Here is a 19,590-nt window from a genome sequence, read left to right on the forward strand (position 1 = left end):
GCCGGAAATGCGTTCGTGATGCAGAAGTTAAGTTGGCGAAACAATTGGGAAACTGAGGCGAAACTGCCCCTCCCTAGGCTGGAGGCACAAGCTGCAGAGCACCGTCTGCGGCCCATGCGAAAGGCCCACAGTGACCGAACAGACTTCAAGCACAGAGACTCCGCGCCGCATCGTCGTCGCCGGCGGCGGCCCAGCGGCCCACCGTTTTGCGGACGCCATGCATGCCCGCGGCCTCGATGGCTGGCATGTCACGGTCCTCACCGAAGAAGCCCACCTCCCCTACGACCGGGTGGCACTCTCCAAGGCGCTGACCGATACCGGGGTGGACCTGACCCTGGGTACGGCTTCGATGTGGGACCACGGCTCCCTGGTCCTGAAGACCGGCGAGCGCGTGGTGAAGATCGACGCAGGCGCAAAGACGGTGCAGACTGCTGCCGGGAACGCGTACGAATATGACGAGCTGGTGGTGGCCACCGGCTCGGACGCCGTGCGCCTGCCCATCCCCGGTGCCGAGCACGCCCATGTCTACCGCACCCTTGAGGACGTGTGGGCCGTCAACAAGGCCATCGCCGAACTCACCGCCAAGCTGGGCCGCAAGGTCAACGCCGTGACCATCGGCGGCGGTCTCCTGGGGCTCGAGTCGGCTGCCGGCACCGAGCAGCTGGGCGCCACGCCCGTTGTCATCAACGGGGCTCCCTGGCTGATGAACACCCAGCTGGACGAGGGCGCCGGCCAGGCCCTGGGCCGACTCATCGAGGCGAAAGGCTTCGAAGTGCACGGCGGCGTGTTCCCCTCAGAGATTTTGACGGACGACGACGGCCAGGTCACCGGAGTGCTGATGGCGAACGGGCGCATCATCCCGGCCGACCTGGTGATCGTCGCGGTCGGCGTCCGGCCCCGGGACGAGCTGTTCCGCGCCGCCGAGGGCGAAGACCAGCTCTTCAGCCTGGGCCAGCGCGGCGGCGTGGTCATCAACGACTACTGCGCCACCGAGGTGGATGGCATCTGGGCCATCGGTGAAGTGGCCAACTACGGCGGCATGTGCCTGGGCCTGGTGGCACCCGCCAACACCATGGCGGAAATCGTCGCCGACCGCCTGCACGGCGGGGACGCCACCTTCCCCGGCTTTGACACCGCCACCAAGCTCAAGCTTTCCGGCGTTGACGTGGCCAGCTTCGGCGACGCCTTCGCCCGCACCGAACACGCCCTCGAGATCGTCTACGCCGATCCCGCCCGCGGCGTCTACCAGAAGATCGTGACGACAGACGACGCCAAGACCCTCCTGGGCGGCATCTTCGTCGGCGACGCCTCCCCCTATATGAGCCTGCGCCCCCTCCTGGGCCGTGAACTCCCCGCCGAGCCCGGCGCGTTCCTGAGCGCTGCCGGCGGTGGCGAGGCCCCAGAAACCGAACTTCCCGACGACGCCACCCTCTGCTCCTGCAACAACGTCACCGCCGGCAGCATCCGCGACGCCATCAACGGCTGCGGTGCCTGCGAGGGCAACGCCCCGGTCCAGGAACTGGGTGAGCTGAAGGGCTGCACCCGGGCCGGCACCCAGTGCGGTTCCTGCGTCCCCATGCTGAAGAAGCTGCTCGAAACCGAGCTGACCAAGTCCGGCGTCGAGGTCTCCAAGGCCCTCTGCGAGCACATCGAACTGTCCCGCCAGGAACTCTTTGACGCCATCCGCGTCCTCGAGCTGACCTCCTTCGAGGAGATCATGGCCAAGTACGGCACCGGCGCCGGCTGCGACATCTGCAAGCCCACCATCGCCAACATCCTGGCCAGCCAGAACAGCGCCTATGTCCTGGACGCCGGTCGGGGCACCCTGCAGGACACCAATGACCGCGCCCTGGCCAACATGCAGAAGGACGGCACCTACTCCGTGGTGCCCCGCATCGCCGGCGGCGAGATCACCCCCAAGAAGCTTGGCGTCATCGCCGCCGTGGCCGAGAAGTACGGCCTGTACACCAAGATCACGGGCGGCCAGCGGATCGACATGTTCGGCGCCCGCCTGGAGCAGCTGCCGGAGATCTGGAAGGAGCTGGTGGACGCCGGCTTCGAGTCCGGCCAGGCCTATGGCAAGAGCCTGCGCACCGTGAAGTCCTGCGTCGGGTCCACGTGGTGCCGCTTCGGCGTCCAGGATTCGGTGGCCATGGCCATCCAGCTGGAACTGCGGTACCGCGGCCTGCGCAGCCCGCACAAGCTGAAGATGGGCGTCTCCGGCTGCGCCCGTGAATGCGCCGAGGCGCGCGGCAAGGACGTGGGCGTGATCGCCACCGCCGACGGCTGGAACCTGTACGTGGGCGGCAACGGCGGGGCCACCCCTGCACATGCCCAGCTCCTGGCCAAGGACCTGGACGACGAAACCCTCATCAAGTACATCGACCGGTACTTCATGTACTACATCCGCACCGCGGACCGCCTGCAGCGAACGGCCCGCTGGCAGGAGGAGCTCGACGGCGGCATCAAGCACGTTGAGGACGTGGTGGTCAAGGACACCCTGGGCATTGCCGCGGACCTTGAGGCGGCCATGGCCAAGCACGTGGACACCTACGTCGACGAATGGGCAGACACCCTCAAGGACCCCGAGCGGCTCCGCCGGTTCCGCTCGTTCGTCAATGCACCGGACCAGAAGGACGACTCCATCACCTTCGTCCCGGACGAGCGCGGCCAGATGCGCCCGGCCACAGCCGAGGAAAAAGGAAAGGTCCTGATCGGCGCGTCCATCCCGGTCCGCCCCGCCACAGCCGAAACCATCGGAAACGAGGCATAGCCATGCAGCTCAGTATCGACCTCACCGACCGGAACGTCCTGGTGGCCGGCAGCCCCACTGCCGCGCGGCAGGCGGTGCGGCGGTACGAAGCCGCGGGCGCCGTCGTACACCGCCTTGGCAGCCCCGCCGAGGCCCGGTTCGTCCACCTGCCGGAGCGGCTGTTCCTGGTCGCCGCCGTCGAGGACGGACAGCCCGGCTGGGACGCTTTCCTGGACCGCTGCCGGAGCACCGGCATTCCCGTCGCTGCCGAGCCTGCCGCCGGCCCCGCCGGACACGTCACCCTGGTCGGCGGCGGCCCCGGCACCGGGGACCTGCTCACCGTGGCAGCCGTCAAGGCGCTCCGTGATGCCGACGTCGTGTTCTACGACCGCCTGGCGCCCTACCAGGAACTGCCACTGCTGACGTCCGCGGACCTGGTGGACGTCGGAAAGAAACCCGGGCACCACAAGGTCAGCCAGTCGGACATCGAAAAGCTCATGGTGGAAAGCGCGCTGGCCGGAAACAACGTGGTCCGCCTCAAGGGCGGCGACCCCTACGTCTTTGGCCGCGGCGGCGAGGAAGTTGCCGCCTGTGTGGCCGCGGGCCTCAAGGTACAGGTGGTGTCCGGCGTCACCAGCGCCATTTCAGTCCCGGCCGCCGCCGGCATCCCGGTAACGCACCGCGAAGTCAGCCACATGTTCACCGTGGTCTCCGGGCACGCACCACTGACGGAGAAGGAGCACCACCACCTTGCCGGCCTGGGCGGGACCATCGTGGTGCTCATGGGCATCGGCACCCTCCACCAGCTGGCGGCGGGCCTGCGCCGCGCCGGCATGCGCCCCGACATGCCCATGGCCGTGGTGGAGCGCGGCTACCGGCCTGGCCAGCGCACCACCATCGCAGACCTCGGCACCATCACCTCCGCCGCTGCCGGCTGCAGCAACCCGGCAGTGCTGGTCATCGGCGAGGTGGTCCGGGTGGCTGAAGCCAACCGGAACCACGCCGCTGCCGCCGCAGACCTGGACAGGCTTGCGGCCTCGCTGCTGGGATCATGAAAGGATTGACCCCCATGACTGCACTTGCACCGGCCGAACCGGCCCAGGCCGAACCGACCCAGGCCGAACCGACGGCGCAGGCCGACGAAGCCACCGATGCCGCGGAGTCGCCGCTGGAGGGGTTCCGCATCGGAGTGACCTCGGACCGGCGCTCGCGCGACCTGATCGAGGCCCTGGAGCGACGTGGGGCTGAGGTGCTGCATGCGCCGGCGCTGAAGATCGCCCCCGTCCAGGAGGACATCCGGCTCATCGAGGACACCAAGGCCATCATCGCCGCCAACCCGGACCTGTGCATCGCCACTACCGCCTACGGCATGCGCCGGTGGTGCGAGGCCGCGGACTCCTTCGGCATCGGCGACGAACTGCTGGAAACGCTCGGGAGTACCCGCATGTTCGTCCGGGGACCCAAAGCCCGCGGTGCGGTGCGCGCGGCCGGCCTTGCCGACGTCGGCATCAGCAGCGACGAAACCACCTCCACGCTGGTGGACATGCTGCTCACCGAAGGCGTGCGCGGCAAAACCGTTGCCATGCAGCTGCACGGCTACACGGATGTGCGCCAGATCGAGCGCCTGCGGATGTCCGGCGCCACCGTCCTCACTGTCACGCCTTACCGCTGGGTTAAGCCGGACGGCGAGGACAAGCTGCCGCGGCTGATCGAGGCCGTCTGCAGCGGGAACCTGGACGTCCTGACCTTCACCAGCGCCCCCGCGGTGGACGCCATGTGGAGCACCGCGCATGAGATGGGCCTCTACAAACAGCTGGTGGAGAGCCTGAAACTGAACGTCACCACCGCCGTCGTCGGTCCCGTAACCGCGCAGCCCCTCCTGGACGCCGGCCTGAGCCCGCTGATCCCGGAGCGGTTCCGGATGGGCGCCCTCATCCGGCTGGTGTGCGAGCACCTGGCGCTGAACCATGTCCGGCGGCTGGACACCCGATCGGGGAACATCGAACTTCGCGGCCGGAGCCTGCGGATCGATGGCCAGGCAGTGGAACTGGCGCCCGCTCCCCTGCTGCTCCTGCGCGCCCTGCTGGGTGCCGGCGGCGCCGTCCTGTCCCGTGAATCACTCTCCGACCTGCTGGAACTCCGTGGCTCCGTGCACGCGCTGGACATGACCGTGAGCAGGCTGCGGTCATCACTGCCCGACGGCAAACTCATTGAAACGGTGGTCAAGCGCGGGTACCGGATCCGCGTCTAATATGTCCGGGCGGGCCGCCCAGAGAGCTGGTTACGGGGAATTGTGTCCGGCGCCGAATGGATGAGAGATGTGTCACGGGTTCTGTTACCGGCCGGTAAATACTGGCGAACACGGGCCCGCGAAACAGCAATGGACAGGTAACACAACGGAAAAAGCGCGCCCCTACGCTGGGTTCCATCACGAAGTTCCGGCCGGTTTCCGGCCACCAGCGAAAGGGCCAGCACATGTCCGCTCCGGCACCCTCAACGTCCACCTCCGCCGCTACCCGCATTGTCATCGCCGGCGCCGGCCCCGCCGCCCAGGCCCTGGTGGCACAGCTCGACCGCGCCCAATTCAACGGCACCATCACGGTACTGAGCAACCGCGACGACACCCCGGAAGAACTGCTGGAACTGGCCATGCTGCCCCAGGTCTCCGTGCGCTTCGGCCAGCCGGCCAGCCACATCGACGCCACCAAGCGCACCGTGGCAACGGCGGATGGCATGGAATTCGCCTACGACCAACTGGTCATTGCCACCGGATCGGCTCCCGTGGCCGCCCCCGTGGACGGCGCCGGACAGTGCCTGAGCTACTCCACGATCGATGACGCCCCACGCATTGCAGACGGAGTACAGGAAGTCGCCCGGCAGCTGGGCCGCCGGCCGGTGGGCATCCTGGTGGGCACCGGCGCAGCGGCAGGGCAGGCCGAAGCGGTGCTCCGGGCCAAGGGGGTGCGGCCCATCCGCACCACCGCCCGGCCCGCCGCCGTCATCCCCGCCGTCGTTTCCAGCGGCTCCGGTTCCCCTCTCGCCTCCTCCGCCGTGGTCTTCGAGGACGGCAGCAGCATGGCCGGCGACCTGGTGGTCCTGGCCGAGGAGCGGGTCTCCCGGGACGGCCTCGCTGCCAGCGCCGGGCTGCAGACCGCTCCCGGCGGCGGCATCGAGATCAGCCGCGACTTCCGGACGTCCGTCCCGGGAATCTGGGCCATCGGTGACGCAGCAGCGTTCGACGGCGTCCGGCTGGGGCTGCTGGTGGCAGCCGCCTCCGCGGCGGGTGCCTGCGCCACCCAGCTGCTGTCAGCGTCGTCGGCGGCACCGGCCCTGCAGGCGGCTGCCTGAGCGGGCCGCCACCGGCACGGTGCGCTGTGACAAGATGGTTCCCGAAACCGAGTCAACGCCGGGCCCACAAGGCCCTTCGAGAGGACCATCATGAGCAACGAAGCCACCGTTCACGCAGGAACCGCTGATCCGGCCGGGACCGCGGACATCGCCTCCTACATCGACCACACGCTGCTCAAGCCCGAAGCCTCGGAGGCTGACGTCCTGAAGGTCTGTGCCGAGGCGGCCAAATACCGTTTCAAGTCAGTCTGCGTCAACCCCATCTGGGTCAAGACCGTCACCACCGCGCTCAAAGGCACGGGCGTCCTCACCTGCTCCGTAGTGGGCTTCCCGCTGGGGGCCACGCCCACCGATGTAAAGTCGTTCGAAGCCCGCGGCGCCGTGCTGGACGGGGCGGACGAGGTGGACATGGTGATCAACATTGCCGCCGCGAGGGCGGGCGACAAGGGTGCCTTGACCGAGGACATCGCGGCCGTTGCCGAGACCGTGCACGCGGGCGGCGCCATCCTGAAAGTCATCATCGAGACCGCCCTCCTCACGGATGAACAGAAGGTGCTGGCATGCCAGGCGGCCGTGGAGGCCGGGGCGGACTTCGTGAAGACCTCCACCGGTTTCAACGGCGGCGGGGCCACCGTGGAAGATGTAGCCCTGATGCGCAGGACCGTTGGCCCGGACCTGGGGGTCAAGGCCTCCGGCGGCGTACGGTCCCTGGCCGACGCGCAGGCTATGATTGCAGCAGGTGCAACACGAATTGGTGCCAGCTCCGGGATTGCCATTGTCAAGGGTGAACAGGGTTCAGCCGCTTACTGACCGGAACCGGAAGCAGCCGCAGAACAAGCCCCGCGGGGCCGAGGAGGAACACATGTCCAGCCAGATCAACGCGTCCAGCCGGGACACGGCGTCCAACGCGGACTCCGTCCGGACCCCGCAGAACGAGAACAACCTCGCCACCAGCGTGATCCTCTTCGTTGTCTGCTTCGTCCTGTTCCTGGGCGCCATCTACTCACTGTCATTCCTCACCCTGGGTAACCCGTGGCCCATGGCCGCCTGCCTGGTCCTGTTTGCGCTGGCATTCTGGATCCCGCAGACCATCCTCGGCCGTTCCGACTCTGCCGGCGAGCACTAAACTCCAAACCCAAGAACGGCACAGCAAAAACGGACCGGCGGACATTGTCCGCCGGTCCGTTGCTGTCTTCAGCCGGCATGGCTCCTTCTGCCGGCATTGCTGCCCGCTGCTGAAAGGCGCTGCCCGCTAGAACCAGAGCCTGATCCACGCGCCCGCGGCGGCGGCCACCCGGCCCCAATGGTGTTGGGCGATGGCCCACCCGGCCATGGACATGCCCACCATGGCGTAGGCACTGACCGGGATCAGTACCAGCCACTCCCGTTTGGAACCGGCGCGCCCCAGCAGGGGCAGGGACAGGGCGCCGTTGGCCCGCCAGACGTTTCGCAGCAGCGGCAGCCGGCGCAGCATTTTCGGTGGCCGGACCACCAGCGGCCACAGCAGCGGCACTCCCCCGGTGGTGATGAGGTCGCCAACGATGTGCACCACCACCCCGATCAGCATGGACGTGGGCAACCAGGTCCACTGGTCCGGCGCGTACACCGTGACCAGACCGGCCATCACCAGTGCGAAGATCCAGTTGGAGATGAAACCGCTCTTGGGAAAAAGCTTCAGCGCCTTGGCCGCGATGTTGATCAGGAACATGCACAGCAGCCCGGCACCTACGGACAGGCGGCCCCAGCCGGTGTCCATGTGCACCTGCGACGCCAAACCGGCCAGGAACACGAAGACCGCGGCACCCAGGATGGAGTGCGTGCCCTGCCGATGGCCCCCGCTGGCGTTTTCAATGCCGCGCGCGATCACGTTGGACAGCGGCGGCAGTGAATGGGCCACCGTGCTTGCCCGGTGGTCCCAGTCGCAGACCAGGGCCGTGCCCGCGGTGGCCATGCCGCCGATGAGGATTCCCGTGGGGTCCAGCGGGTACCAGCCCAGGGTGTAGGGGCCGGTGGACGCAACAGCTACCCACGCCGCGGCTCCCGACGCGGCGTGGTGTCCTCCCATCAAGTCCTAGCTCACCGCCAGCGGGGCGTCGGAGAAGATGTTCCGGATGACGCCGTTGGCCCATTCCAGGATCTCCGCGTCCTGCAGGTCCCGGCCGCCGATCCGCGCTGTCTTTGGCTTGGGGATGAGCACGGCGTCCAGGGCGGGCTTGGACTGCGATCCCGGGTACATCCTGTTCAGGCGCATGGTCTTTGATTCCGGGAGGGTGGCCGGGGAGAACTTGATGAAGTTGCCCTGGAGTGCGACGTCGGACAGGCCGGCTTCGCGGGCACCAACACGGAAGCGTGCCACTGCCACCAGGTTCTGGGCGGGCAGCGGAAGGTCGCCGTAGCGGTCAACGAGTTCTGCCTGGACCTCGTCGATGGCCTCATTGGTGAGGGCCGCTGCGAGCTTCCGGTACGCCTCAAGCCGCAGCCGCTCGCCGGGAACGTAGTCGTGCGGCAGGTGGGCGTTGACCGGCAGCTCGATCTTCATCTCCGCGGCCTTTTCCTCGGCCTCGCCCCGGAAGTCGGCCACGGCCTCGCCCACCAGGCGGATGTACAGGTCGAAGCCCACCCCCTGGATGTGGCCGGACTGTTCGCCGCCCAGCAGGTTGCCGGCGCCGCGGATTTCCAGGTCCTTCATGGCCAGCTGCATGCCGGCGCCGAGCTCGTTGTGCGCGGCCACGGCCTTGAGCCGTTCCAGCGCCACCTCGCCCAGCGGCTTCTCCGACGGGTACAGGAAGTAGGCGTAGGCGCGCTCACGGCCACGTCCCACGCGGCCGCGGAGCTGGTGCAGCTGGGACAGGCCGTACTTGTCCGCGCCGTCCACGATCAGGGTGTTGGCGTTGGAGATGTCCAGGCCGGTCTCGATGATGGTGGTGCACACCAGCACGTCGAAGCGCCGCTCCCAGAAGTCAACGATGATTTGTTCCAGGCGGCTCTCGGACATCTTGCCGTGCGCCACCTCCACCCGTGCCTCGGGCACCAACTCGCGGATCTTGGCGGCCGTCCGTTCGATGGTGGACACCCGGTTGTGGACCAGGAACACCTGGCCTTCACGCATGAGTTCCCGCCGGATGGCGGCGGAGGTCTGCTTGTCCGTGTACGGGCCCACGTAGGTCAGCACAGGATGCCGTTCCTCCGGCGGGGTGGCCAGGGTGGAGGTTTCCCGGATCCCTGTGAGCGACATTTCCAGGGTGCGGGGAATCGGGGTGGCGCTCATGGCCAGGACGTCCACGTTGGTGCGCATCTTCTTCAGCGCTTCCTTGTGCTCCACGCCGAACCGCTGTTCCTCATCGACGATCACCAGGCCCAGGTCCTTGAACTCGAAGTCCTTGGACAGCAGCCGGTGCGTGCCGATCACCACGTCGACCGCGCCGCTCTTGACGCCCTCTGCCGTTTCCTTGGACTCCTTGGCGCTCTGGAACCGTGACAGCGGCTTGACCCGCAACGGGAACCCGGAGAACCGCTCGGTGAACGTTTCGTAGTGCTGCTGGGCCAGCAGCGTGGTTGGCACCAGCACCGCCACCTGTTTGCCGTCCTGCACGGCCTTGAAGGCAGCGCGCACCGCGATTTCGGTCTTGCCGTAGCCCACGTCGCCGGACACCAGCCGGTCCATGGGAATCTCCCGCTCCATGTCCGCCTTGACCTCGTTGATGGTGGTCAGCTGGTCCGGCGTCTCCACGTACGGGAAGGCTTCCTCGAGTTCGCGCTGCCACGGGGTGTCAGGGCCGAAGGCGTGGCCCCGGGAGGCCATGCGGGCGGAGTACAACCGGATCAGTTCGCCGGCGATTTCCTTGACCGCCCTGCGGGCCTTGGACTTGGTGCTGGCCCAGTCCGCGCCGCCCATCTTGCTCAGCACGGGGGTGTCGCCGCCCACGTAGCGGGTCACCTGGTCCAGTTGGTCGGTGGGGACGAACAACCGGTCACCGGGTGCGCCGCGCTTGGCGGGCGCGTACTCCAGCACCAGGTATTCCCGGACGCCCTCGCCTCCACCGGCCACCTTGCGCTGGATGAGTTCCACGAACCGGCCAATGCCGTGCTGTTCGTGGACCACGTGGTCCCCCGCCACCAGTTGCAGGGGATCGACGGCGTTGCGCCGCTTGGAGGGCATCCGCCGCATGTCCTTGGTGGACCCGGCCGAGGTCCGGCCCAGCAGGTCGGCCTCGGTGAGCAGGCCCAGCTTGAGGCCGTCCAGGACAAAACCACGGCCGACGGCGGCAGTGGTCACCTCGATGATGCCCGCCTGGGGTTCGTGGTCCAGGCTGTCCACCCGGGCGCAGGGGATGTCATTCTCATGGAACAGCTCGGCCAGGCGCTGGGCCGGGCCGGGACCTTCGGTGGCAACAACGATCCGCCACTGGTCGCGGACGTGGGAGCCGATGAAGTCCATCATTTCGGCCACGTCACCCTGGTAGCCGCGGGGTTCGCGGGCATGCAGGTTCAGCACATCGATCTCGGGGAGCAGTTCCGCATCCTGCGCCAGGGACGTGATGGACCACCAGGACACGCCGTGCTCCAGGGCGGACCCCCGGGTGTCAGCCAAAGAGCGGAAGCTCGCCGAATGAAGCGCCGCACTCGCCTGTGAGCTGAGGTCCAAAGGGGCCGCCCCGCCGTCGGACGCCGTGGACCACGCCGCCTCCAGGAACTCCTCGTTGGTGGCGGCGAGGTCGTGGGCGCGCGTGCGCACCTTTTCCGGTTCGATCACCACGGCGATGGATTCGGCGGGCAACTGGTCAACGAACGGGACCATCGCATCCACCAGCACCGGCGCCAGGGACTCCATGCCCTCCACGGCAATGCCGCCGGCGATCTTTTCCAGCATGTCCGCCGCGGCCGGGAGCTGGGCCTTCAGGGTGGCGGCGCGGGACATGACGGACGGGGTGATGAGGATTTCGCGGCACGGCGGGGCGTGCAGCTCGGTGGGGTGGTGGATGCCGGGAGCGGACAGCGAGCGCTGGTCGGCCACGGCGAACCAGCGCATCTGGTCCACTTCGTCGCCGAAGAACTCCACCCGGATGGGGTGGTCCTCCGTGGGCGGGAAAACGTCGATGATGCCGCCGCGGACGGCGAACTCGCCGCGGTGCGTCACCATGTCCACCCGGGCGTACGCGGCGTCGGCCAGGCTCTTGACGACGTCGGAGAATGGAACCTCCTGGCCCACCTTCAGCGTGACCGGAATAAGGTCGCCCAGGCCCGCCACCACCGGCTGGACCACGGCGCGGACGGGCGCCACCACCACCTGGAGGCGTCCCGCCGTCGAGCTTTCCGGATGGGCCAGGCGGCGCAGCACTGACAGCCGGCGGCCCACCGTGTCCGAGCGCGGCGAAAGCCGCTCGTGCGGGAGGGTCTCCCAGCTGGGGAACTCCGCCACCGCGTCCGCCGGCAGGTAGGCGCGCAGGGCTGCGGTCAGGTCCTCCGCCTCCCGGCCGGTGGCGGTGACGGCCAGCACGACGCCCGGCCCGGTACCGCCGGCCTGTTCCGCCTTGGCGGCGAGTCCGTCCGCCATCTCCGCAAGCAGCACCGGACGAAGTCCCGCAGGAGCGCTGATCTGGTAGTCCTGTCCGCGGACGGCGAATCCCCGGGCGGCCTCGGCACGGACCCGGGCGAACGTCCGGTCCGGTTCCAGCGCGCGGCGCAGTCCGTCCAGCGACGGGGCTGGGGACATTCCGGCACTGCCCTTGCCGGCACCGCTTTTGGCGGCGCGGGACGTTCCGGTGCGGGACGTGCCTGTGCTGGATGTGCCGGCGGCGGACTGGCCGGGAAGACTCATGGCAGAAGCTCCTGTGGTGTTCATTGAAGACAAGCAGGCAACGCGAAAACCCGAAATTCGCTGCGAATCCCGGGTACTCCCAGCCTACCGCGCAGGAACGACATGGCAGCGCGGCACCTGTCTTCGCGGGAATGGACCTAGGCTGGCAGGACCCGCACCATATCCGTTCGTAGCCAGCCGTCCGCATGGGCGGCGGCTACGAACCACAACGGACGATGGAACCGCAAGGGACGAACCGCCTGGGGCAAACAGGGTCCGCAGGGACACCGGCCAAGACGAACAGGAGCCAGCATGACTGCAATGAGCGCCCCGCCAACACCGAAGACTGTGCTTGTCACCGGCGCAACCGGGTACATCGGCGGCCGCCTGGTGCCCAAGCTGCTGGAAGCGGGCCACACCGTCAAGGTGCTGGTCCGCTCGCCGGACAAGATTGCCGGCGTACCGTGGCGGGACAAAGTGGACGTCGTTGAAAGCAGCCTTGACGACGGCGACGCGCTCCGGGACGCCCTGGCCGGCGTCGACGTCTTCTACTACCTGGTGCATTCAATGGCTGCCGGGGCAGGATTCGAGGCAAAGGAACAGGCCATGGCGCGGACAGCGGCGGACGCTGCCGACGCCGCCGGGGTACACCGGATTGTTTACCTGGGCGGCCTGCACCCCCAGAACGTGGAACTTTCCACCCACATGCGGTCAAGGGAGGCGGTGGGCAAAGTCTTCCTGGACAGCCCGGTGGACGCTGTCGTCTTCCAGGCCGGCGTGGTGATCGGCTCCGGTTCCGCCTCCTTCGAGATGATCCGCCACCTCTCCGAAACGCTGCCCCTGATGCCGGCGCCCAGCTGGGTGCGCAACAGGATCGAAGCCATCGCCGTGCGTGATGTCCTCTACTACCTGGTGTCCGCGGCGTCGCTGGAGGGCACCATCAACCGCACGTTCGACATTGGCTGCCGGCAGGTGCTGACCTACGCGGGCATGATGAAGGAATATGCCGCCGAAGCGGGCCTGCCCTACCGCGTGGTGCTCGCGCTGCCGGTGCCTGCGCCCAAGCTGGCAGGCATGTGGGTGGCCCTGACAACGCCCATCCCGCTTTCCATGGCCGTGCCGCTGGTCCAGTCGCTGCAGCACGACGCCGTATCCAATGAGCACGATATCGACCAGTACATCCCCCAGCCCGACGGCGGCCTGACCCCCTACCGGACGGCGGTGGCCCTGGCCCTCGGCAAGGAGCGGGACGGCCAGGTGGAGACCACCTGGGCAAACGCCGGCGCCGACTCCGATCCCCTTCCCAGCGACCCCGACTGGGCGGGGCACAAAGTGTACATCGACGAAAGGACCTTCCACGGGGACGTTGATCCGGCCCACGTCTGGACCATCATCGAGGGCATCGGCGGCCGCAACGGCTGGTATTCGCTGCCCCTGGCCTGGCAGGTCCGCGGCTGGCTGGACAAACTGACGGGCGGCGCCGGCCTGCTGCGCGGCCGCCGGCACCCCCACACCCTGGCCGCCGGCGAGGTAGTGGACTGGTGGCGGGTGGAGCGGATCGATCGGGGCCGCCTGCTCCGGCTGAGGGCGGAGATGCGGGCGCCGGGACGGGCGTGGCTGGAGCTTTCGGTTGAGCCCGACGGCGACGGAAGCCGGTACCGGCAGCGCGCCATTTTCTTCCCCAAGGGATTGAGCGGACGGCTGTACTGGCTCGCCGTGCTGCCGTTCCACAGCCTGATCTTCCCGGCCATGGCGCGGAACATCACCGCAGCAGCGCAGAAACTGGCAGATGCGGAGCCCTCGCCGGCCACCCCGTAGGATGTTGGAGGCGTAAATCCTTTCCCCACGTCCCAGGAGGACCCATGGCGCTGAGCGCAACCACTTCCCTTCCGCACCCCGTTGACAGCGTTGCCGCAGTGCTGGTGAATGAAGACTTCCAGCGCCACGTCAGCCAGCTGGTGGGCGGCACCCTGGAGTCATTCACGGTGGACGGCGACACTGCAGGGGCTTTCAACGCCACCTCCGTGCGCACCCTTCCCACCACCCGCCTGCCCGAGATCGCCCGGAAATTCGTGGGTGAGCACCTCAAGGTGACCCAGGTGGAAAACTGGGAAGCCCCGGCAGCCGACGGCTCCCGCCAAAGCAACATTTCACTGAAGATCGCCGGCGCGCCCGTGGATGTCACCGCCGTCCAGCGCCTAGTGGCTGATGCCGGTGGAACCCGGGTGGAGCTTGAGGGCGCCGTCAAGTCCTCTGTCCCGTTCCTGGGCGGCAAGATCGCCGACGCCGCCGAACCCATGGTGGCCAAGGCACTGAACCTGCAGGCCGCACAGGCGCAGGCCTGGCTGGAAAGCCACTAGCCCATGCAGCTCCCCGTCCTCGCCGCGCTGGTCCTGATCCTTGCCGGCGTCTGGTCGCTGGTGGTCTGGCCGCAGTTCCTGCGCCGCGTGGTGAAGGATCCGCGGGCCCGCGACGCGGCAGGCAAGGCCACCCGGTTCCTGACCGTGCATGTGGTGCTGGTGAGCATCTCCATGGTGCTCGGACTCGCCACGGCAGTGATCGGCGTCCTCGGCCTGCTGGGCTGAACCGGTCTTCAGGGCGGAACCAGGCCTGCCCGGCTCAAGCAACAGCCCGGACGTTCTTCCTCTTGGAAGAACGTCCGGGCTGTTTTCGGTTTGGCTTAGGCCGCCTGGTTTAGGGCGTCCTCGGCAGCCACCCAGGAAATCATGGCGCACTTGACCCTGGCGGCGTAGCGGGCAACCCCTTCGAAGGCTGCGGCATCGCCCAGCAGCTCAGGATCGGCGTGGACCTTGCCGCGTGAGCGAAGGACTTCGCGGAAGCTGTCGATGACGTCATGCAGCTCGGCCACGGTCATGCCTTCGGCGAGGTCGCTGAGGACGGACGCGGAGGCCATGGAGATGGAGCAGCCGGCGCCGTCCCAGGCAACCTGCGCCACTTTCCCGTCCTGGACGGCAAGCCGGAGGGTGACTTCGTCCCCGCATACCGGGTTCAGCTGGTGCGACTGCCCGGTGGAGGTGCCCTGCGGCGCTTCCGTAGCGGCGAGCCCGCTGCCGTGGCGGGCCTTGGAATGGTCCAGGATGATCTGCTGGTACAGCTGGTCAAGGCTCATGATCTCAACTTTCGTCGTTTCCGCTAGGCGCGGAAGTAGGCACGGACGCCGGCTACGGCTTCAAGGAAGCGGTCCACGTCGTCCGTGGTGTTGTAGAGGTAGGCGCTGGCCCGGGTGGTGGCGGTCAGTCCAAGCCGGCGGTGCAGCGGCTGGGCGCAGTGATGTCCCACGCGCACTGCGATGCCCCGGGAATCCAGGAACTGCCCCACGTCATGGGCGTGGACGCCTTCGACGTCGAACGCGGCAAGGCCGATCCGTTCCTTTCCGGCTGCCGGACCCAGGACACGGATGCCGGGGATGGACTCCAGCCCCGCCACCATGCGCTGGCCCAGTCCGGCTTCCCAGGCATGGATCCGGTCCAGCCCGGTTTCGGTCAGGTAGTTCGCTGCGGCCGCGAGGGCCACTGCCTGGGAGATGCGCTGGGTGCCGGCCTCGAAGCGCTGGGGTGCCGGCAGGTATTCGGCCCGTTCCATGGTGACGGTGGTGATCATCGACCCGCCGGTCAGGAACGGCGGGAGGATGTCCAGAAGCTCCTGCCGCCCGTACAGCACGCCAATTCCCGTGGGGGCGAGCATCTTGTGGCCGGAGAAGACCGCAAAGTCCACGTCGAGTGCCTTGACGTTCAAGGGCAGGTGTGGCGCTGACTGGCAGGCGTCCAGGACAACCAGGGCGCCGGCTGCGTGGCCGAGGGCTGCCAGCTCCTTTACCGGGTTGATGATTCCCAGGACGTTGGAAGCATGCGTGAAGGCAAGGACCTTGGTGCGCGGGCCAATAATCCCGCCGGCCTGGTCCATCCGGAGGTTGCCGTCGTCCCCGATCGGGATGTAGCGGAGCGTGGCGCCGGTGCGGAAGGCCAGTTCCTGCCATGGAATCAGGTTGGCATGGTGCTCCATTTCGGTCACCACGATCTCATCCCCCGGCCCCAGTGCCAGTTCCCCGAGCCGCTGGTCGCCACGGCCCTGCGCAGCCCAGAGCCCGGCATTGGACAGCGCGTAGGAAAGGAGATTCAGTCCCTCCGTGGCGTTCGAGGTCCAGATGGTTTCCTCGTAATCGGCACCGATGAAGTCCGCTATGGTCTGCCGGGCATCTTCGAAGACTTCGGTGGCCTCCACGGCAAGGTGGTGGGCGCCCCGGTGCACGGCAGCGTTGCGCTGCTCGTAGAATTCCTGCTCGGCTTCGATGACGCTGACGGGGTTCTGCGACGTGGCCCCGGAATCGAGGTACACCAGCGGTTGTCCGTTCACCAGCTGGTTGAGGACCGGGAAGTCATTGCGGATGCGCAGCACCTCGGCGTTATCCATGACAGGTACGGCACGTTCCAGTGTGGCTGGCGTTGATACTACGACCAAAACGAACTCCTTGGGCTGCCAATGTCTGACACCCAATTGTCCCACACACGGCTGTGGCGGCCGCCCGGGAGGGGCGGCCGCCACCGCTGCCCCGGGCTTCAGCCGAGGGAGCAGAGGGCCGGCGACGGCTGGGGGGAGAGTCTCGGTCTCAGAAGACTCTGACGTCGCCGGCCCCGTCTTGACCCGGTCCCTGGGGACCGGAAGTTGAGAGGGCCTCAATGTCTTGTGTGGCTGCTCCGCGGCTTCCGTTCCGCCGCTTTGCTTTGCCTCCTTAAGTACATCCCGTGGGGCCCTTCCGTACACGAGTAGGGTGTACTCGAATCCCGGCAGGCGCACTACGGGGGTAGGTTCTCCCGGACACCATCCGCCGTGGCGTATGGACCCATATGGCCCGACGGCGGCCCGGCGGTGGGTTTCCCGGGGCAGTCACCAGGCGCGCCGGGCAGCCATCGGCGGCACGTTCCGACCAACGGTCCATCGGCAGGTTAGCGGGCAGCGGTGCGGCGGCACAGCAGCACGCAGGCACGGCAGCGCGGCGGCACAGCAGCGTGATGGCACAGGGTTGCGGCAGAGGCGCTCGACGGCCAGGGACTACTTTGGCAGGGCCGCTTCCAGCTCATCGCGGCTGCGGACCCCGAGCTTGACGTAGGTGCGGTACAGGTGGCCTTCCACGGTGCGGACGGAGACCATGAGCCGCTGCGCGATCTCGCGGTCGGTCAGGCCCTGCACTGCCAGCTCGACGATGTCCTGTTCCCGCCTGGTAAGCCGCACTGTGGGCGCCGCGGCGATGAAGCGTCCTTCACGGAACCGCTCCCCCAGTTCGTGGTCGCACTTTTCGCGCTGGGCAACGGCCTGCCGTGAGCGGCGGCGTTCCCCGGCCTGTTCCAGGATGGTGCTGGCACGGGCGTAGGCTTCACGGGCGAGGTTGACGAAGCCTGCCTCCTCCAGCGAGGCAGCCGTAGCCATCAGGGTGTCGCCGTCGGCATGTTCCCAGGCGGTGGCCAGGGTGAGCAATGCCTCTGCCCAGCGGCCTTCCACGCCACGCGCTGTGGACTGCACCAGGGGAATCACGGAGGGGTCCCCAAGGTCCCAGCACATGGTCAGGATTTCAAGGAAGTTCCCTGTCCTGGCGGAGGCCTCGGTGGTGGTCATCAGCGTCTGCAGCGCGGCCAGGCCCTTGCCGTCACGAATCAGGTATTCGGCGGCCGCTGCCATGTAGGCTTCGGCAAGGAGATCGTGCGCCGGCCAGCCGGCGTCGGCGTCCTTGTGATCCTGTTCCAGGCGCTGTGCCTGCTCGGTGTCGCCTAGCCTGGCTGCAGCGTAGAAGCCAAGCGCGGTGCCGAAACGATACAGCTGCAAGGGATCGTTGAGCCGGAGCGCCTCCACGGCGGGCAGCAGGACCTGATAGGCGCGTTCCATCCGGCCCTGCCGCAGCAGCGAGTATCCCCGCAGCAGTTGCAGGCTGCCGTTGAACGTGGCGGCGCCGGCTGCGTGTCCGGCGGCGTAATGGTTGATCTCCCGCTCCGCGGACTCCCATTCACCCATTGCGAGGTAGTCGGACACGAGCCGTCCCAGGACAAACTCGGGAAAGAAGAACAGGCTCCCTTCGAGCGGGGGAAGTTCAGAGGCTGCCAGCAATGCGGCCTCCAATCCCTGGACGGGGCGCCCCGCCGAGACGAGGGCATGGGCCAGGAGACCCTCGGCCAGGGCGCGGAGGGGCTCCCCGGCTTCTGCCGGGTTCTGCTTCCGCATCGCGTCCACTTCATTGTTCAGAGCCTGGAAGTTCACCTCCGCACCAAGGTGCAGCAGGCGCAGGAGTCCCTCCTGCCAGCTCGTGTCGCCGGGTCCGGAAAGCGGCGCGTGCTGTTCCACGTCCTCTGCGGTCATCCCCAGGGGATGGCCGCTGGCCTGATGGGCCCAGACGCGGAGCAGCAGGACGGCCGGTCCCTGGGGGTCGTCAGCGAGCGGGAGCCAGCATTCGTCAAGGAGGGCAGCGGCTTCCTGGTACGCACCCTCGTTATACAGCGCCCGCGCCTGGATGGCCTGGGCCAGCGGAACCATGGCGGGATCCTGGATCCGGGCCGCAATGGAACGTGCGCTGTGGTTGCGGAACCTCAACAGGGCCTCTTTGGCCGCTGCCAGCATCTCGTCGTCACTGACCCTGACGCCGCACTCCAGGGCCCACTCCACGGCCCGCAACCGGCCCTCCCCCTGCAACTGGGTGGGGTCCTGGCGGGCCTTGACCTTCTCCAGCAACTGGAGGCTGCGGGATACCGACACGGTGTTCCTGATGGCGCCGGCAAAGAGCCCGTTCCAGATGGAAAGCTCGGCGGGGATGCCGGGCGCTTCGACGATGATCTGCTGGTCCAGCAGGGACCGGACCACTGCCGCCCCGCTGATGTCTTCGATGACCTTCCTGCCGACAGGTCCGGCAAGGGCGATGAGTTTCAGGGCTTCCTGCTCCTCAGTGCGGCGGCGGAGATGGTCTTTGGCAACCACGCCTGCCAGCCGGGCCCCGTCCGCGGGCAGTTGGCCCAGCAGCATCCAGATTCCGTTGCGCTTGGCGAGGACGCCGGCTTCAGCGGCGTCGTGCAGCAGGGCGTCCAGGATCCGGGGGTTGCCGCTTGATGCGTTCCATATGGAGTCCACTGTTGCTGCGGGCACGGTCCCGTCAAGGACGTGGGCCAGGACCTCTTCAATCTGTTCCCGGTTGAGGGGCCGGAGGTCCACGCGTTCTGCCAGGCCGTCATACCAGAGTTGGTCCAGCGGCTGCGGCAGGCCCGGCCGTGGCCTGGCGGCGGCAACCACTGTTGCCCACCCGGCGGATATCACTTCAGCCAGCACCCCTGCGGAAGCGTCATCCAGGTGGTGGGCATCGTCCACTGCCAGCAGGACCGCTCCCCCGTGGCCGGCCTTGAGCTTCTCGAAGTATGACCACATGGAACGCAGCACCGCGACGGGCGAGACGGACTCCTCGGCAGTGAGTTCCCCCGTGTAGGGGGTCAGGACCCCGAACGGCACCCCGGCCAGGGCCGAACTGGCGTGGATGCGCAGTATTTTCATGTTGCCGGCAAGGCGCTCGGTCACGGCATCAGTGACGGCCGACTTTCCAATGCCCGGGCCGGCCATGATGAAAACGGCCCGGTGGGTTCCATTGCGGACCATGGTGCAGATGCGGTCCACCGGCTCCCTCCGTCCGGTAAGGAGCCGGTGC

At 67.8% G+C, this 19,590-nt stretch carries 14 protein-coding genes; 9 read left to right on the forward strand and 5 right to left on the reverse strand.

Annotated elements, in window-relative coordinates; translation table 11 throughout:
- Window positions 1-130 precede the first annotated feature (130 nt).
- The 6 genes from nirB to ACR65K_RS08080 all read left to right on the forward strand — a co-directional run bounded on the left by nirB (window position 131) and on the right by ACR65K_RS08080 (window position 7,226).
- Window positions 131-2,773 (forward strand): nitrite reductase large subunit NirB, encoded by a 2,643-nt coding sequence (gene nirB / locus ACR65K_RS08055; RefSeq protein WP_440152148.1) that lies wholly within the window; start codon window positions 131-133, stop codon window positions 2,771-2,773.
- 2 nt (window positions 2,774-2,775) lie between these two features.
- A complete protein-coding gene (gene cobA / locus ACR65K_RS08060) occupies window positions 2,776-3,807 on the forward strand; it encodes a uroporphyrinogen-III C-methyltransferase (RefSeq protein ID WP_440152150.1) in 1,032 nt (343 codons plus the stop codon).
- A gap of 14 nt (window positions 3,808-3,821) precedes the next feature.
- A complete protein-coding gene (locus tag ACR65K_RS08065; RefSeq protein WP_440152151.1) occupies window positions 3,822-5,003 on the forward strand; it encodes a uroporphyrinogen-III synthase in 1,182 nt (393 codons plus the stop codon).
- A 224-nt stretch (window positions 5,004-5,227) separates the two neighbouring features.
- Window positions 5,228-6,100, forward strand: coding sequence for an FAD-dependent oxidoreductase (locus ACR65K_RS08070; protein ID WP_440152153.1), 873 nt, complete (start codon window positions 5,228-5,230; stop codon window positions 6,098-6,100).
- Window positions 6,101-6,190: 90 nt separating this feature from the next.
- Complete coding sequence (gene deoC, locus ACR65K_RS08075) at window positions 6,191-6,910, forward strand: deoxyribose-phosphate aldolase (protein ID WP_440152155.1); 720 nt, start codon at window positions 6,191-6,193, stop codon at window positions 6,908-6,910.
- A gap of 52 nt (window positions 6,911-6,962) precedes the next feature.
- The gene (locus ACR65K_RS08080) at window positions 6,963-7,226 is read left to right on the forward strand and encodes a hypothetical protein (RefSeq protein ID WP_056332263.1); all 264 of its coding nucleotides are present in this window, start codon (window positions 6,963-6,965) and stop codon (window positions 7,224-7,226) included.
- A gap of 126 nt (window positions 7,227-7,352) precedes the next feature.
- Here ACR65K_RS08080 and ACR65K_RS08085 read toward each other — a convergent pair whose 3' ends face one another.
- On the reverse strand, window positions 7,353-8,165 hold the full coding sequence (locus ACR65K_RS08085) for a metal-dependent hydrolase (RefSeq protein WP_142030685.1): 813 nt from the start codon (window positions 8,163-8,165) through the stop codon (window positions 7,353-7,355).
- Window positions 8,166-8,171: 6 nt separating this feature from the next.
- Window positions 8,172-11,813, reverse strand: a complete 3,642-nt coding sequence (mfd, locus tag ACR65K_RS08090; protein WP_440152316.1) for a transcription-repair coupling factor — start codon at window positions 11,811-11,813, stop codon at window positions 8,172-8,174.
- A 396-nt stretch (window positions 11,814-12,209) separates the two neighbouring features.
- Here mfd and ACR65K_RS08095 point away from each other — a divergent pair, with 396 nt between their 5' ends.
- The 3 genes from ACR65K_RS08095 to ACR65K_RS08105 are packed head-to-tail and all read left to right on the forward strand — an operon-like array spanning window position 12,210 to window position 14,482.
- Window positions 12,210-13,715 (forward strand): SDR family oxidoreductase, encoded by a 1,506-nt coding sequence (locus ACR65K_RS08095; protein ID WP_440152157.1) that lies wholly within the window; start codon window positions 12,210-12,212, stop codon window positions 13,713-13,715.
- Between the two features lie 44 nt (window positions 13,716-13,759).
- Complete coding sequence (locus ACR65K_RS08100; RefSeq protein ID WP_056332268.1) at window positions 13,760-14,257, forward strand: DUF2505 domain-containing protein; 498 nt, start codon at window positions 13,760-13,762, stop codon at window positions 14,255-14,257.
- Window positions 14,258-14,260: 3 nt separating this feature from the next.
- A complete protein-coding gene (locus ACR65K_RS08105; RefSeq protein WP_440152158.1) occupies window positions 14,261-14,482 on the forward strand; it encodes an SCO4848 family membrane protein in 222 nt (73 codons plus the stop codon).
- 95 nt (window positions 14,483-14,577) lie between these two features.
- On the opposite strand, the gene sufU is transcribed toward ACR65K_RS08105, so the two are convergent.
- The 3 genes from sufU to ACR65K_RS08120 all read right to left on the reverse strand — a co-directional run bounded on the left by sufU (window position 14,578) and on the right by ACR65K_RS08120 (window position 19,505).
- On the reverse strand, window positions 14,578-15,027 hold the full coding sequence (gene sufU, locus ACR65K_RS08110; RefSeq protein ID WP_056332273.1) for a Fe-S cluster assembly sulfur transfer protein SufU: 450 nt from the start codon (window positions 15,025-15,027) through the stop codon (window positions 14,578-14,580).
- Window positions 15,028-15,050: 23 nt separating this feature from the next.
- A complete protein-coding gene (locus tag ACR65K_RS08115; protein ID WP_440152160.1) occupies window positions 15,051-16,376 on the reverse strand; it encodes a SufS family cysteine desulfurase in 1,326 nt (441 codons plus the stop codon).
- Window positions 16,377-16,967: 591 nt separating this feature from the next.
- On the reverse strand, window positions 16,968-19,505 hold the full coding sequence (locus tag ACR65K_RS08120; protein ID WP_440152317.1) for a LuxR C-terminal-related transcriptional regulator: 2,538 nt from the start codon (window positions 19,503-19,505) through the stop codon (window positions 16,968-16,970).
- Window positions 19,506-19,590: the final 85 nt, after the last annotated feature.

It is taken from the genome of Arthrobacter sp. SAFR-179 (assembly GCF_059414945.1).

Excerpts from the sequence above, each read along its gene's own strand:
- cobA (WP_440152150.1), top strand. The coding sequence starts at position 2,776 with ATGCAGCTCAGTATCGACCTCACCGACCGGAACGTCCTGGTGGCCGGC.
- ACR65K_RS08065 (WP_440152151.1), top strand. The coding sequence starts at position 3,822 with ATGACTGCACTTGCACCGGCCGAACCGGCCCAGGCCGAACCGACCCAG.
- ACR65K_RS08070 (WP_440152153.1), top strand. The coding sequence starts at position 5,228 with ATGTCCGCTCCGGCACCCTCAACGTCCACCTCCGCCGCTACCCGCATT.
- deoC (WP_440152155.1), top strand. The coding sequence starts at position 6,191 with ATGAGCAACGAAGCCACCGTTCACGCAGGAACCGCTGATCCGGCCGGG.
- ACR65K_RS08080 (WP_056332263.1), top strand. The coding sequence starts at position 6,963 with ATGTCCAGCCAGATCAACGCGTCCAGCCGGGACACGGCGTCCAACGCG.
- ACR65K_RS08085 (WP_142030685.1), bottom strand. The coding sequence starts at position 8,165 with ATGGGAGGACACCACGCCGCGTCGGGAGCCGCGGCGTGGGTAGCTGTT.
- mfd (WP_440152316.1), bottom strand. The coding sequence starts at position 11,813 with ATGTCCCCAGCCCCGTCGCTGGACGGACTGCGCCGCGCGCTGGAACCG.
- ACR65K_RS08095 (WP_440152157.1), top strand. The coding sequence starts at position 12,210 with ATGACTGCAATGAGCGCCCCGCCAACACCGAAGACTGTGCTTGTCACC.
- ACR65K_RS08100 (WP_056332268.1), top strand. The coding sequence starts at position 13,760 with ATGGCGCTGAGCGCAACCACTTCCCTTCCGCACCCCGTTGACAGCGTT.
- ACR65K_RS08105 (WP_440152158.1), top strand. The coding sequence starts at position 14,261 with ATGCAGCTCCCCGTCCTCGCCGCGCTGGTCCTGATCCTTGCCGGCGTC.
- sufU (WP_056332273.1), bottom strand. The coding sequence starts at position 15,027 with ATGAGCCTTGACCAGCTGTACCAGCAGATCATCCTGGACCATTCCAAG.
- ACR65K_RS08120 (WP_440152317.1), bottom strand. The coding sequence starts at position 19,505 with ATGGCCGGCCCGGGCATTGGAAAGTCGGCCGTCACTGATGCCGTGACC.